The following is a 14,617-nucleotide window of genomic DNA, read 5'->3' as shown; positions in this document are numbered from 1 at the left end:
TCATAATGAGCGAGAGCTTTGCGGATCTTTTTGAAGAAAGCCTAAAAGAAATTGACATGCAACCAGGTTCCATCGTCCAGGGAACCGTTGTTGACGTCGATAACGACTGGGTCACCGTTAACGCCGGACTTAAGTCCGAAGGCGTTATCCCCGCCTCCCAGTTTCTTAACGAAAAAGGCGAGTTGGAAATTGCTATCGGCGACGTTGTCGATGTAGCTCTCGACGCTGTTGAAGACGGCTTCGGTGAGACACGTCTGTCCCGTGAAAAGGCCAAGCGTGCAGAAGCCTGGAAGGTACTCGAGAAGTCCTTCGAAGCTGAGGAAGTGGTTAAAGGTATCATCAACGGTAAGGTCAAGGGTGGTTTCACCGTCGATCTGGCCGGTATCCGTGCCTTCCTGCCTGGCTCGCTGGTAGACGTTCGTCCGGTTCGCGACACCGCGCACCTGGAGAACAAAGAACTCGAATTCAAGGTTATCAAGCTCGACCAGAAGCGTAACAACGTGGTTGTTTCCCGCCGCGCCGTTCTGGAAGCTGAGAACAGTGCCGAGCGTGAAGCTCTGCTGGAAACCCTGACCGAGGGTATGGAAATCAAGGGTATCGTCAAGAACCTGACCGACTACGGCGCATTCGTAGATCTGGGCGGTGTCGACGGCCTGTTGCACATTACCGATATGGCCTGGAAGCGCATCAAGCATCCGAGCGAAATCGTTAATGTTGGTGACGAAATCAGCGTTAAGGTCCTGAAGTTCGACCGTGAGCGCAACCGTGTTTCTCTCGGCTTGAAGCAGCTGGGCGAAGATCCCTGGGTTGATATCAAGGGTCGTTACCCGGAAGGCAGCAAGGTTACTGCACGTGTCACTAACCTGACTGACTACGGCTGCTTTGCTGAGCTGGAAGAAGGTGTTGAAGGTCTGGTTCACGTTTCCGAAATGGATTGGACCAACAAGAACATCCACCCGTCCAAAGTTGTTCAGGTGGGCGACGAAGTTGGCGTGATGATTCTGGATATCGACGAAGAGCGTCGTCGTATTTCCCTGGGTATCAAGCAGTGTGTATCCAACCCGTGGGAAGATTTCTCCAGCAACTTCAACAAGGGCGACCGCATCTCCGGTAAGATCAAGTCAATCACTGACTTCGGTATCTTCATCGGACTGGATGGCGGCATCGACGGCCTGGTTCACCTGTCTGACATCAGCTGGAACGAGACTGGCGAAGAAGCGGTTCGTGAATACAAGAAGGGTGACGAAGTTGAAACCGTTATCCTGTCTGTTGATCCGGAGCGTGAGCGTATCTCCCTGGGTATCAAGCAGCTCGAGAGCGATCCGTTCGCCGAGTTCGTACAGCTGAACGACAAGGGCTCCATTGTTAAGGGCACCGTGTCTGCAGTTGATGCCAAGGCAGCTACCATTGCTCTGAACGACGAAGTTGAAGCAGTACTGAAAGCCTCTGAAATTAGCCGTGACCGTGTTGAAGATGCACGCAACGCGCTGAAGGAAGGCGAAGAAGTTGAAGCGAAGATCATCAGCATCGACCGCAAGAACCGCATCATCAACCTGTCTGTGAAGTCCAAAGATGTTGAGGACGACAAGCAGGCACTGGAAAACGTGCGGACCAAAACTGCGGAAACTTCTTCTGGTGCGACCACCATCGGTGATCTCATCAAGGAGCAGATGCAGCAGCAAAACGCCAACAAGGACTGATACTCCGGTTGGTACGAAAAAAACGGGCTCTAAGAGCCCGTTTTTTTTGTGTTTTTTTCTGGTTTGGCTAAACTAGGTAGTCATGGGAATCCGGTAACCGACGGCCGAATAAAAATGAAAGAGGGAAACGCCTCATGACGAAGTCCGAACTGGTCGAGCTGATTGCTTCCAAGCAGACTCAGCTCTCCGTTAAAGATGTCGAGCTGGCTGTAAAAACCATCATCGAGCACATGTCCCAGTCGCTTGCCGATGGCCAGAGAATAGAAATCCGGGGATTTGGCAGTTTTTCCCTTCATCACCGGGCCGCGCGTACCGGGCGCAATCCGAAAACCGGTGAGGCTGTTCAGTTGCCAGCCAAGTATGTGCCGCACTTCAAGCCCGGCAAAGAATTGAGAGAGCAGGTTAACGACAGCTTGAAGAAAGGCTTTTAACAGCTGCTCAGGGAACGCGTATAATTCGGGCATAAAAGCCCTTTGGGAGTGCTATTGCTATGGCAGGATTGCAGAAGATCCTCATTATTCTGTTGGTTTTGGTCCTGGTTCTGCTGGCATTGGTATTCTCGCTCAACAATCAAATGGCAGTTTCCCTCAACTTCCTGCTGTTTGAAACCCAGCCTCATGGTGTAGCCGTCTGGATTATCCTGGCATTCGTTGTCGGCGCCCTCGTTGGCGTGCTGATAACCATGCTGGCCACTGTCCGCACCTCGGTGTCCCGGCGAACCCTTCAAAAACGACTTGATCGCGCCGAGCAGGCATTGGAGAAATCCAGGGCCCAGAACGACCGGACTCTTTAATGGATATGGTACTTCAGTGGCTGCTGTTGACAGTTGCAGTCGCCGTTGGCTGGCTTGTAGGCCGGCTGGGAAGCAATGACAACCGATCCGGCAAAGCGATTTCCGATGAGGAATCGGTGAAGGATCGTCTCCAGTTCCTTTTCACCAACTACTCAGATCAGGCTGTTGAGAACTTCGTCCAGTCCCTTGCGGTCAATAAGGACACTGTCAGTCTGCACCTCTCCATTGGTAGTCATTTCCGCAATAAGGGGGAAACAGACCGGGCTATATTGATCCACCAGAATCTGCTGGCCAGGCCGGAGCTGCCCCCACGTTTCTCGCCACAGGTAACCCTGGAGCTCGCCAGGGATTACCTTAATGCCGGTTTACTTGACCGCGCCGAGGCGCTGCTGCACCAGCTGATGGGCGACAAGGAGTACGGGCGGCATTCCTCCCAGCAGCTGATTGACCTTTACCAGCAAGAGAAGGAGTGGGCGAAAGCTGCAGAGGTCGCACGGACCCTGACCCGAGGCGATGCCGACCCTGCGATGTTCAAGGTTCTGGCCTATCTGACCTGCGAGTTGTCAGAGGTTTCCCTGAAGCAGGATGACCGCTGGGCCGCCCAGAAACTGGCCAAGGAAGCACTCGAATATGATCGCTCCTGCGTGCGGGCCAACCTGATTTTGATGAAGCTTCTGGTTCGTCAGGGCAGTTATCGCGAGGCCGGCAACCAATGCCTGAAAGTGTTTGACCAGAACGCCGAGTTCGGGCCGGAAGCGATTGATCGCTTGATGAAGCTAGAGCACGAACATGGCGATATTGGCCGGCTGGCGAAGAAGCTGCGCAAGCTTTACGAAAGCTATCCGAGTACCAGCCTGCTGCTGGCCCTCGTGGAATCCGTAGAGCGCGCCTCGGGGCGACCGGCAGCCATCGACTTGCTCAGAAAGGAGCTGGAAACACGCCCGAGCGTCCGTGGTTTGCTGAGGTTGGTGGAAATGGCCGGCTACGAAAAAGGCATGACCACCGATGAGGGCAGGCTGGTGAGCCGCATTGGCCATCTGATACTGGCCAACCGTCCGGTCTATCGCTGTGTCAGTTGTGGCTTCTCTGGTCGTCAGCTGCACTGGCTGTGCCCGAGCTGCAAACAATGGGAAACCGTTCGCCCGATCCAGGGTGTTGAAGCCGAATAAACCTTTACCGAATTTCCGCAGGACAAGTGAACGTGCAAACCGCTAACGATCCCAAGATTATCGTCGCCCTCGATTTTCCCTCCCAGAATCCGGCCCTTGAGCTGGTAGAAAAGCTGGATCCGGCCAAATGCCGCCTGAAAGTTGGCAAAGAACTGTTCACCCGTTCCGGCCCGCAACTGGTCGAGGGGTTGCAGAAGCGTGGATTCGAAGTGTTTCTGGATTTGAAATTCCATGACATCCCGAACACCACATCGGCGGCAGTTGCAGCCGCCGCCGACCTCGGTGTCTGGATGGTGAACGTTCATGCCTCTGGCGGCGAGAAAATGATGACCGCCTGCCGGGAGCGCCTGGAAGCCTTTGGCGCGGATCGCCCGCTGTTGATCGCCGTCACCGTCCTCACCAGCATGACCGCCGACGATCTGGCAGGCATCGGCATCTCCGATTCCCCAGAGGAGCAGGTCTCACGCCTGGCAACCCTCACGAAAAGCTGCGGCCTCGACGGCGTCGTCTGCTCCGCGCAGGAGGCACCGAAGCTCAAAGCAGAGCAGGGCGCTGACTTCAAGCTGATCACACCGGGTATCCGTCCGTTGACTGCCGATAAAGGCGATCAGCAGCGCATCATGACGCCCACAGATGCCCTCAAAGCCGGTTCCGACTACCTCGTGATTGGCCGTCCGATCACCCAGGCGCCGGACCCTCTGGCTGCCTTGGAGGCGATTCACTCAGAGGTGATAGGACTCTAGCTCTATCCGGGCTTCGAATCCTGACCCAGCCTTTGAGTAATGGTGGCAGGAACAGCTGGCAGGGCTCTCCAAAACACGCTATAAGCACGTCCGTGTGCGCTTGTTTCGGGCCGTCCATGGCCCTCTACAGTTTTGGAAAGCCCTGCCAGCTGTCCCGTTTGGACCTTTCAGTTGACCGCCTATTCCTGAAAAACAAAGGCGGGTGTAGGTCGGATTAGCGCAGCGTAATCCGACCTACATGTCTGTGCAAATCCAAGTTGCATATCCTTAGGTACCTTGCGGAAACTCAGCAAATATCTCGTGAATATCTCTTTGAATTCTAGATCGGTGGTGTGGGGTCGCCCTCCCAAAAATGTCTGTGGCCATGGATGGCCACAGTCAAGCGCACATGGACGTGCTCGTAGCGGTTTTTGGGAGGGCGACCCCACACCACCAGCCCCGAATGAAACAGGCTAGGGCAGGAGTATGCATCACCGCCTAAGATGTGGTTAAAAACGTAATGCAAAAAAAGAGGGCAATAAAAAACCCGCTAACTCAAAGAATTAGCGGGTTTTCAGAATAGTGGCTCCCCGAGCTGGGCTCGAACCAGCGACAAACGGATTAACAGTCCGTTGCTCTACCAACTGAGCTATCGGGGAACGTCGTCGTGTGACGAGGCGCGTATATTAAGTTGGCAATACCGCCCCGTCAACCCCTGGCCAGAACTTTTTAGCCAAGCGCTTTCTGCAGACGTTCGATAGCCTTTTCCAGGTTGTCCATGCTGGTGGCGAAGCTCAGGCGCATGTGGCCGGGGCAGCCGAAGGCAGAGCCAGGCACCAGTGCCACACCAGCGTCGGTCAGCAGTTTCTCGGCAAATTCAACGTCGGTGCTGACGCTGGAATCGGCGTCGATGGCGCCATGGAAGCTGGGGAACACGTAGAAGGTTCCGTCACCGGTCAGACACTCAACGCCCGGCAGCTTGTTCAGGGCCTCTACCAGCCAGTCGTGGCGTTCCTTGAATGCCTTGACCATCTCGCCCACGCAGCCCTGATCGCCATCAAGGGCAGCCTGTGCTGCCGCCTGGGAGATGGAGGCCGGGTTGGAGGTGCTCTGGGACTGGATCTTCTTCATGGCACCGATGATTTTCGCCGGGCCAGCCGCGTAGCCGATACGCCAACCAGTCATCGAGTAGGCCTTGGACACGCCATTCAGCACGAACGTACGATCATACAGCTCGGGCGTAGCGTTCAGGATGTTGCAGAAAGGCTTGCCGGTCCACAGGATCGGCTCGTACATGTCATCGGTGGCGATCATGATGTTCGGATGCTTCTTCAGCACCTCGCCGACGGCCTGCAATTCTTCCAGGGTGTAGGCCATGCCGCTCGGGTTCGAGGGGCTGTTGATCACGAACAGGCGGGTACGCTCGGTAATGGCGTTTTCCAGCTGTTCCGGGGTGATCTTGAAGCGGGTTTCAGCGCCGGTTTCGATAATGACCGGTTTGCCTTCGGCCACCAGAACCATGTCCGGGTAGGAAACCCAATAGGGCGCCGGAATGATGGCTTCGTCACCCGGGTTCAGTGTGGCAAGTGCGAGGTTGAAAAAGCTCTGTTTGCCACCACTGCTTACCAGTATCTGGTTGGCTTCGTAATCCAGGCCGTTATCCCGTTTGAACTTCGCAATAATCGCTTTTTTCAGGGCTGGCGTACCATCGACCGCGGTGTATTTGGTCTGGCCGTTATTGATGGCTTCAATGGCTGCCTGTTTGATGTGATCAGGTGTGTCGAAGTCCGGCTCGCCGGCACCCAGGCCGATAATGTCCTGGCCCGCTGCGCGGAGTTCCGCGGCCTTGTTGGTGACTGCGAGGGTGGGAGAGGGCTTGATAGCCTGTACTCGGCTGGAAAGTTGAAGGTCCAAACTTGCGCTCCTTAAAGCTGCGTCTGATAGGGCTGCGACCGCCGGGTGCCAGAGCTTCTGGCTGATTTTCGCCCAGCCGTCGATCGCACTGATGGTATCATGAAGCCAGTGTATCGCTAAATTTCTCAAATGGTAGGGGCTGTTTCGGCCCCGCATCGGTTTTACCGGAGGTTTCCGCCAGTTATGGCCAGTATTCAGGCAAACGTTTCCGCCAGAGAGGGTGTGTTCCAGGTTGATTCACCGTTCCAACCAGCGGGCGATCAGCCCAAGGCAATCGAGGGACTGGTGGATGGTATCCACTCCGGTCTGGCACACCAGACGTTGCTGGGGGTAACCGGCTCCGGTAAAACCTTCACCATCGCCAATGTTATCCAGCAGATCCAGCGGCCAACCATCATCATGGCCCACAACAAGACACTGGCGGCCCAGCTCTATGGTGAGTTCAAGGAATTCTTTCCCGACAACGCGGTAGAGTATTTCGTTTCCTATTACGACTACTACCAGCCTGAAGCCTATGTGCCCTCGTCGGACACGTTTATCGAGAAAGACGCTTCGATCAACGAGCACATTGAGCAGATGCGTCTGTCTGCCACAAAGGCGTTGCTGGAGAGATCGGACGCCATCATTGTGGCGACGGTTTCGTCGATCTACGGCCTGGGTGATCCCCAGTCCTATCTGAAAATGATGCTGCACCTGGACCGGGGTGATCAGATCGATCAGCGCTTCATTCTTCGTCGCCTGGCCGAGCTTCAATACACCCGGAACGATGTCGAGTTTCACCGGGCCAATTATCGGGTGCGGGGCGATGTGATCGATGTATTCCCGGCTGAATCCGAGAAGGAAGCCATCCGCATCGAGCTGTTCGATGATGAGGTGGAAAATCTCAGTTATTTTGATCCTCTGACCGGTGAAGTCCTTCGCCGTGTGCCTCGGGTAACCATTTACCCGAAATCCCACTATGTGACGCCCCGGCAGACGGTGCTGGATGCGGTAGAGCATATCAAGGTGGAACTGGATGAGCGTCTGCAGCAGCTGCGGGATAACAACCGCCTGGTGGAAGCGCAGCGACTGGAAGAGAGAACCCGGTACGACATCGAAATGATGCTGGAACTGGGCTATTGCAACGGCATCGAGAACTACTCGCGTTATCTCTCCGGTCGCCGACCCGGTGAGGCGCCACCGACACTGTTTGATTACCTGCCACCCAACGCCTTGTTGGTGGTTGATGAATCCCATGTGACCATTCCCCAGATCGGCGCCATGTACAAGGGCGACCGGTCCCGGAAGGAAACCCTTGTTGAGTACGGTTTCCGCCTTCCATCGGCGCTGGATAACCGACCCATGAAGTTTGAAGAATGGGAGCGAATTGCGCCGCAGATGATCTTCGTGTCCGCAACCCCGTCCACTTACGAGGCCGAGCATGCGGGTCAGGTGGTGGAACAAGTGGTGCGCCCCACCGGCCTGTTGGACCCGGAAATCGAAGTGCGTCCCGCGTCTACCCAGGTGGACGATCTGCTCTCGGAAATCCACACGCGGGTGAAAGTGAAGGAACGGGTTCTGGTGACCACGCTGACCAAGCGTATGGCCGAGGATCTCACCGACTTCCTGATGGAACACGACATCAAGGTTCGCTATCTGCACTCGGACATCGATACCGTAGAGCGGGTGGAGATCATCCGGGACCTCCGGCGAGGGGAATTCGATGTGCTGGTGGGTATCAACCTGCTGCGGGAAGGTCTGGACATGCCAGAGGTCTCGCTGGTGGCCATTCTGGATGCTGATAAGGAAGGGTTCCTGCGCTCCGAGCGCTCACTGATCCAGACCATGGGTCGTGCGGCGCGGAATGTTCACGGCAAGGCCATTCTCTACGGTGACCGGATTACAGGTTCCATGCAGCGGGCCATTGATGAAACGGAACGCCGCCGGGCCAAGCAGGAAGCTCACAACCTGGAGCAGGGCATTACCCCGCAGGGCCTGAACAAGAAGATTGCCGACATCATGGAAGGTGCAGGAGGTGGCGGTCGTGGCCGTCGCAAGGCCGAACGCCCGGGGCAGAAAGCAGCCGAAGAGGCGGAACAGTATCGGGCCAAGGCTGGCAATCGGTCTCCGGAGGAAGTCCTCAAGGAAGTGTCCCGGCTCGAGGATGAAATGTACAAGGCCGCTTCCGAACTGGATTTCGAAACGGCCGCCCGCCTGCGAGATGATATCGCCGAGCTGAAAGAGGCGGCTCTGCGGACAGGGTAATCAGGTTGGTCGTTTCGGTCCCACGATGACTGCGGCCTGCAATGGCTGGTTTCTGCCATAGCGGGAAATCTGGCTGAATACCCGCCGGTCGATCGGCAGGTACTGTTTGTCAGCCACGGTTTCGCCGAGTTCAGCATCGATTTCCGGGTCGTGCAGGTACACGAACTGGTCATCGATCGCGCAGACGGTGACCCAATGGGGAACGCGGCTGCGATTCAGTTGCCAGGTGCTGATCAGGATGACCGGAATTCTGCCTTCGTGAAGGGCTTCTTCCATCGCTTCGAGGGTCAGCGGGTCATGGTGTAGCTGAATGCCGGTCTGGCCGATGTCGTGCAGAAAGCCCTCATGAACGAGTTCCAGAACCCGCTTCTTGTCCTCGTTGCGGACCGTATCCTTGAACAGGGCGCCTTCCATGCTGATCCAGGCGCTGGCTTCAAAACCGCGATTCCAGGCCGATAGCGCAAGGCCATGTGGACCGCACCCTCCATGGCCGGCGAGCATGAATATGGTGGTCGCTTCCCGCCATATTCTCAGTTCTTCCAGGGTTGTAAGTGGTTGATGCTCATCCAGAGCCGCCATCGACATGATCAGCGCCGCGGGTCCGCAGGAAAAGTCCGTGGTCTGCGGGTAGTAGGGAACCGCTGGGAATTCTCTCGAAGGCTCATAGAACAGGATCCGTCGCTCGAAGCGAAGGGCGTCTCCGTGGTCTTCGTAATAGTCCCGGTAGGTGCCGAACTGGCGATAGCCGAGGCGCTGGTAGAGGTTGATGGCGCCTTTGTTGTCTTCGCGCACTTCCAGACGCATGATGATACGGCCAGCGTCCACCGCCTCCGATTCCGCCTCCCGTACCAATCTTTCGCCCACACCCTGGCCCCGAACAGCCGGTGACACCGCAATGGAGTAAATCCGGGCGAGCCGGGTGGCAGCGCTCATCAGAACCAGGCAGTAACCCACCAGTTCGCCATCGGCCTCGCCCACAATCAACCGGTCTCTGGGCATTTCCAGAAAACGACGAAAGCTCCGCCTTGAAAGACGATCTTCAGTGAAGCACCGGTTTTCAAGCGAGACCAGTGCGTCGAGATCCTTGCTGGTGGCTTGTCGGAGCTGGAAGTCAGGCATTGAGATGCGGCCTTGAGAAGAGCTTTGAGGGCATGCTGGTGGGCTTCCCGTATCCGGCTATTATGGGTGAGAGTAGGGGTAACGCAAAGACCGCAAGGATGCGTAAAAGCACGCATTATTCGTCGATTGTGCAGATATCGTGACCGGCGTATTGTGGCTGCCATTACCTCAGGCAAGACCTTTCAGGGAGGAATGCCTTTAATGTCCCGATTGCTTATCGTAGTGGACCGCGCCAAAGACTGGGCGCCTTATTATCCCAGTGAGGATGTGCTGACGTTTGATCAGTACCTCCAGTTCTCAGCTCCGCCTGCCAGCCGGGTAAGGGTCATCAACCTGTGCCAAAGCGCCCGATATCTTAGCAAGGGCTATTACTGCTCACTCCTGGCTGAAGCCCGTGGCCACCACGTGGTGCCTTCGGTAATGACGCTCAATGATCTTGGCCGCAAAGGGCTGTTTTCCCTTGAGCTGGAAGAGCTTGATGAAAGCGTCATCAACTGGCTGGAAGCGGCAGGCTCGGCGATTGATCCTGCCAGTGACGAGCGTGAGGCCACCCATGAAGTCCGGATTCGGACCTACTTTGGCCAGGCTGAACATCCGGATCTCAAACCGGTCGCCCGGGCACTGTTCGAGCGGTTCCCATGCCCGATTCTTGAGATTGTCTTCAAGCGCCGCAAGCAGTGGCAGATCGAGTCCATGAGACCCGCCGCTCCGGCAGATCTCGGCGAACAGGAACAGGACGTGTTCGCAGCCGCCCTGGATCGCTTCAGCAGCATGGTGTGGCGTAAGCCACGGACCCGACGCCGTTACCGCTATGATCTGGCTGTGCTGGTGAACCCCGATGAGGAGATGCCGCCGAGCGACAAGGTTGCCCTGAAGCGCTTCGAGAAGGCCGGCCGTAAACTGGGCATAAACGTTGAGCAGATTACCCGCCGGGATTATATGCGGCTGCCGGAATACGATGGCCTGTTCATCCGGGAAACCACCGCCATTGATCACCATACCTACCGCTTTGCTCGCAAAGCGGCAGCTGAAGGCATGGTGGTTATTGATGACCCGGTATCGATCCTGAAGTGCACTAACAAGGTCTTCCTTGCTGATCTTTTGAAGAACAATAAGGTTCCCACGCCCAAGACCCTGATTCTGTCAAAAGATCAGAAGAATGCTGTCGAGCAGGTCATTAGTGAACTGGGCTTCCCGGTGGTCATCAAGATTCCGGATGGCGCGTTTTCCCGAGGCGTTACCAAGGCGGAGGACGAGAAAACCCTCCGTGCCGGTCTCAGGGACTTGTTCAAACAGTCGGCTTTGGTCCTGGCCCAGGAATATCTGTACACCGATTATGACTGGCGTATTGGTGTGCTTGGTGGCCGGGCCATCTACGCCTGCAAGTACATGATGGTGAAAGGCCACTGGCAGATCTATCAGCACGGCGAATCCGAGAGTGAGAGCGGTGGCTTTGAGACCATGCCCACGTATGAGGTGCCAAGAAATGTCATTCAGGCGGCCCTGAATGCCACCAGGCTGATCGGCAACGGGCTTTACGGTGTGGATATCAAGCAGTCAGGCAACCGGGTTGCCGTCATCGAAGTCAACGACAACCCGAGCATTGATGCGGGCGTGGAAGACCGCTTCCTGGGGGGCGAGCTCTACACCTTGATCATGCAGGAGTTTCTTTCAAGGATGGAAGAGAACAGGCGTCGCTAGGCTCTATGGCCGGCGGCTTTCAGGGGCCGGCCACCCAGACCCGGACACTCCCAAACCAGGGGTAATCATTGAGCTCTTCCCTGATGTTTGAGGATGAGAAGACGGTTTCACCCTCGGGGCTGTCCAGGAACAGCTCCAGATGCACCTTGTTTTTCAGATAGTGCAGCCGGAGCCGGCTGTGTTGCGGCAACTCTCCCAGGTGTCTGGCCAGGATGGCCCGGATGTCTTCACGGGAGGGCAGGCGCTCGGAGGTCAGCGGCTGATCTTCGTCGTTTTCGGCGTCGATGTGGAAGTTGATGTCCCGGATGTTGTCCAGGGCATCCCGCATTCCCGAGACAACCTGCATGCCGATCTGATGCCCTTCCGATACGCTGATTTCCGGGCGAACCACCAGGTGAATATCCAGCAGAATGTCGTGCCCCATACGACGGCTGCGAAGTTCGTGCACGTTGCGCACTCCGTCTGTGTCCCGGGCGATACTCTTGAGCATCTCCGTGTCCTCCTGGGAGAGGCCGGTATCCACAAGCTCCTTGACGCTGTCCCAGGTGAACTTCCAGCCGATATGGATAATGATGCCTGCGATCACCACCGCCGCGAACACATCTAGCCAGACCATGCCGAGCATGGCGCCGGCCGTGGACACCAGAACCACGACAGAGGAGAACGCATCAGTACGGCTGTGCCAGGCGTTGGCGATAATCAGGTCCGAGCGGATCTTCAGACCGACATGGCGTGTGTATCGGAAAATCCATTCCTTGCCCGCAACAGATGCGGCAGCTGCCACCAGAACCGGCCAGCCAGGCACGGTATCCACGCCGCCCTCTATCAGGCGTAGGGTATTTTCCCAGGCCAGGGCGGCGCCAACGGCAATCAGGATGCTGCCCAGAACCAGAGTGCCAAAGGTTTCGATTCGCTGATGGCCGTAGGGGTGGTCGTCATCCGGCTCCTGGCGCGATACCTTCATGACGCCAAGAACAACCAGATCAGAGGCGACATCCGTAAAGGAGTGAATGCCATCCACCAGCAGGGCCTGGGAGTTAAAAAGAGCACCACCAATGACTTTTATGAACCCGAGTACGGCATCGAGAATCATTCCGATAATGGTGACGCGCGAGGCCGCCTTCATTTCGCCCGCGAGATTGTCCCGGTGCTGTTGGGCGGGGGAAATCGGCTCTTGCATTGATGCGCTCCAGATCAGAAGACAGGTGTCAGTATAACGTTATTCCCACGGGCTTTGGCAGGGGCGGCTAAAAGAGGGGATTTCAAGTGATTTATGCACATCATTGCAGAACGATGACTGGGTAACATTTTGTTTAGTATTTGTCGACAGTCAGGAGAAAAATATATAAACCATTGAAAATAAACATAAAAATAACTGGTTAAAAAATGATCAATTTGTAGATTGGCGCAGTTATCAAGGGATGGCAACCGTTGCCCCGCGATTTTCAACAGGTTTATCCACAGATTCCGTGGAAAAGGTCATGAGAGTGCCATGATACAGTCATTTACAGCTGATTTGGTTCTATCCCGGGATGCTGTGGAAAACTTCCGGTATACTCCGCCCACTTGGATCAGGGGAGTTTTTTCAGATGTACGGCGTTATCCGCAATCTGCTTTTCCGCCTTCCAGCGGAGCAGGCTCACAATGTTGCATTGAATGGTCTGGATCTTGCGCACCGATTAGGCGTATTGAACGCTTTTTCACCAAAGATAGATTCATTGCCAGTGAATGTTATGGGGCTGGATTTTCCGAACCCCGTCGGGCTTGCTGCAGGTCTAGATAAGAACGCCGATCACCTCGATGCGCTTGGCGCCCTCGGCTTCGGGTTTATTGAAGTCGGTACCGTGACGCCTCTGGCGCAGCCCGGCAACCCCAAGCCGCGGATGTTTCGGCTGCCGGAACACCAGGCCATCATTAATCGAATGGGTTTCAACAATGAGGGGCTGGATCACCTGCTGGCCCGGGTTGATAACCGTCGCTACAGGGGTGTGCTGGGAATCAATGTTGGCAAGAACAAGGATACGCCCAACGATCAGTCCGAGTCGGATTACAGGAAAGGAATATCGGCGGTTTACTCACGGGCTGACTACATCACGGTGAACGTGTCCTCACCCAATACCCCGGGTCTTCGGGATCTGCAGTTTGGGGATTCCCTGAAGGGCCTGTTGGAGGCCATCAAGGACGAACAGCTCCAGTGCGAGAAGCAGCATGGCCGGTATGTGCCTGTGGCGGTTAAGATTGCTCCGGACATGGACGATGAGGGTATCCGCTTTGTGGCATCTGCACTGAGGGAGACGGGGCTGGATGGCGTCATTGCGACCAATACAACCATCAGTCGTGATGCGGTGGCGGGCCATACACATGCAGATGAAGCTGGCGGTCTTAGTGGAGCGCCGGTTCGCGAAGCATCTCTCAGGGTCATTAGAGGGCTTTACGCCGAGTTGGGGGAATCGCTGCCGATTATTGGTGTTGGCGGCATTACCGATGGCGAGAGCGCGGCAGAGAAAGTTCGTGCCGGTGCCAAGTTGGTCCAGATCTACACCGGATTTATTTACCGTGGGCCTGAGCTTATTAAAGAGGCGGTTGAGGCGATTCGGCACGTCAAGTGATTTGCTGTGCCCCATAACGAAGGTGGGCCCGCTTAGCGGGCCCGAGCGGGGAATGAACCCCGTGGCGTATCATCGCATGGTACGGGGCGGGAGGCCCCGTTTGGGTTTCTCTGAGTACTGCTTCATTTTGTGTAGAAAAAGATCAGATTAAGATTCGGGGTTAGTTCAGGCGTCACGCCGTCGTAACGTTGGCCAGTCTGTGGATGCCGGATACGCCGGTCATGCCCTCCCATTGATCTGTGCGGCCTTCTCGCCACCCGTTCAGCCATTCCTGGCGAACTTCCGCCTGTTCAATCGGGCAGCTGTCTTTGGATTTTCCGGACACGCCAGCGAGATAACCCCGCTTGAATGCACGAGCGTACATGTCTCTTTTCTGTCTTTTCATGCCGTTCCTCACTAATGGATTAACAGAACAAGCGTGTACACATCTGCAGTGGCTGCGACCAGTGTTATCCGCTCCGGGATAACCCACTATTGTCAGCTCAAGCCAGAGCAGTCAGGATCCTGTTAACGGAAGGTTTGCACCCTTCCGGAACGACGCGTCACTTACAAGGTAAGTCGAACCTTTAGCGGATGTACACTAATTATTTCATCTATGTGACGCTTTTTTTATAGTTATATGAACTAAAAATTTTACTGCGATTTT

The 14,617-nt window shown here is 55.8% G+C and carries 12 protein-coding genes and 1 tRNA gene; 8 read left to right on the top strand and 5 right to left on the bottom strand.

Going from position 1 to position 14,617, the window contains the following annotated elements; genetic code table 11:
* The first annotated feature begins 5 nt into the window (after positions 1 to 5).
* The 5 genes from rpsA (at position 6) to pyrF (ending at position 4,405) form a co-directional block, all read left to right on the top strand.
* A complete protein-coding gene (rpsA, locus tag FMN52_RS18935) occupies positions 6 to 1,700 on the top strand; it encodes a 30S ribosomal protein S1 (protein ID WP_008172063.1) in 1,695 nt (564 codons plus the stop codon).
* A gap of 134 nt (positions 1,701 to 1,834) precedes the next feature.
* On the top strand, positions 1,835 to 2,131 hold the full coding sequence (locus FMN52_RS18930) for an integration host factor subunit beta (protein ID WP_008172061.1): 297 nt from the start codon (positions 1,835 to 1,837) through the stop codon (positions 2,129 to 2,131).
* A gap of 59 nt (positions 2,132 to 2,190) precedes the next feature.
* Entirely contained in the window at positions 2,191 to 2,493 is a 303-nt protein-coding gene (locus FMN52_RS18925; protein ID WP_148610170.1) for a LapA family protein, read from the top strand.
* On the top strand, positions 2,493 to 3,662 hold the full coding sequence (gene lapB / locus FMN52_RS18920; protein ID WP_148610169.1) for a lipopolysaccharide assembly protein LapB: 1,170 nt from the start codon (positions 2,493 to 2,495) through the stop codon (positions 3,660 to 3,662). The genes FMN52_RS18925 and lapB overlap by 1 nt, the downstream gene beginning before the upstream one ends.
* Positions 3,663 to 3,694: 32 nt before the next feature.
* On the top strand, positions 3,695 to 4,405 hold the full coding sequence (gene pyrF / locus FMN52_RS18915) for an orotidine-5'-phosphate decarboxylase (RefSeq protein ID WP_148610168.1): 711 nt from the start codon (positions 3,695 to 3,697) through the stop codon (positions 4,403 to 4,405).
* A gap of 562 nt (positions 4,406 to 4,967) precedes the next feature.
* Here pyrF and FMN52_RS18910 read toward each other — a convergent pair.
* Both FMN52_RS18910 and FMN52_RS18905 read right to left on the bottom strand, forming a co-directional pair.
* A tRNA-Asn gene (locus FMN52_RS18910) sits at positions 4,968 to 5,043 on the bottom strand.
* Positions 5,044 to 5,113: 70 nt separating this feature from the next.
* Positions 5,114 to 6,298: a pyridoxal phosphate-dependent aminotransferase gene (locus FMN52_RS18905; RefSeq protein ID WP_148610167.1), complete on the bottom strand. Its 1,185-nt coding sequence runs from the start codon at positions 6,296 to 6,298 to the stop codon at positions 5,114 to 5,116.
* A gap of 183 nt (positions 6,299 to 6,481) precedes the next feature.
* Here FMN52_RS18905 and uvrB point away from each other — a divergent pair, with 183 nt between their 5' ends.
* The gene (gene uvrB / locus FMN52_RS18900) at positions 6,482 to 8,542 is read left to right on the top strand and encodes an excinuclease ABC subunit UvrB (protein WP_148610166.1); all 2,061 of its coding nucleotides are present in this window, start codon (positions 6,482 to 6,484) and stop codon (positions 8,540 to 8,542) included.
* Here the strand turns inward: uvrB and rimI are convergent, their stop codons facing one another.
* The gene (rimI, locus tag FMN52_RS18895; RefSeq protein WP_148610165.1) at positions 8,543 to 9,661 is read right to left on the bottom strand and encodes a ribosomal protein S18-alanine N-acetyltransferase; all 1,119 of its coding nucleotides are present in this window, start codon (positions 9,659 to 9,661) and stop codon (positions 8,543 to 8,545) included.
* A gap of 201 nt (positions 9,662 to 9,862) precedes the next feature.
* Between rimI and FMN52_RS18890 the strand changes: the two genes are divergently transcribed.
* Positions 9,863 to 11,362: a RimK family protein gene (locus tag FMN52_RS18890; protein WP_148610164.1), complete on the top strand. Its 1,500-nt coding sequence runs from the start codon at positions 9,863 to 9,865 to the stop codon at positions 11,360 to 11,362.
* A gap of 19 nt (positions 11,363 to 11,381) precedes the next feature.
* On the opposite strand, the gene FMN52_RS18885 is transcribed toward FMN52_RS18890, so the two are convergent.
* A complete protein-coding gene (locus FMN52_RS18885) occupies positions 11,382 to 12,542 on the bottom strand; it encodes a cation diffusion facilitator family transporter (protein ID WP_148610163.1) in 1,161 nt (386 codons plus the stop codon).
* Positions 12,543 to 12,951: 409 nt separating this feature from the next.
* Between FMN52_RS18885 and FMN52_RS18880 the strand changes: the two genes are divergently transcribed.
* Positions 12,952 to 13,971, top strand: a complete 1,020-nt coding sequence (locus FMN52_RS18880) for a quinone-dependent dihydroorotate dehydrogenase (protein WP_148610162.1) — start codon at positions 12,952 to 12,954, stop codon at positions 13,969 to 13,971.
* A gap of 172 nt (positions 13,972 to 14,143) precedes the next feature.
* On the opposite strand, the gene rmf is transcribed toward FMN52_RS18880, so the two are convergent.
* Positions 14,144 to 14,356 carry a ribosome modulation factor gene (gene rmf / locus FMN52_RS18875; protein WP_148610161.1) on the bottom strand — a complete coding sequence of 71 codons (213 nt, stop codon included), beginning with the start codon at positions 14,354 to 14,356 and terminating at the stop codon, positions 14,144 to 14,146.
* Positions 14,357 to 14,617 lie beyond the last annotated feature (261 nt).

This window comes from Marinobacter sp. BW6, assembly GCF_008107725.1.
Lineage (GTDB): Bacteria > Pseudomonadota > Gammaproteobacteria > Pseudomonadales > Oleiphilaceae > Marinobacter.
Note: the sequence above shows the minus strand (reverse complement) of the source record. Positions and strands in the feature narration are given on the sequence as shown.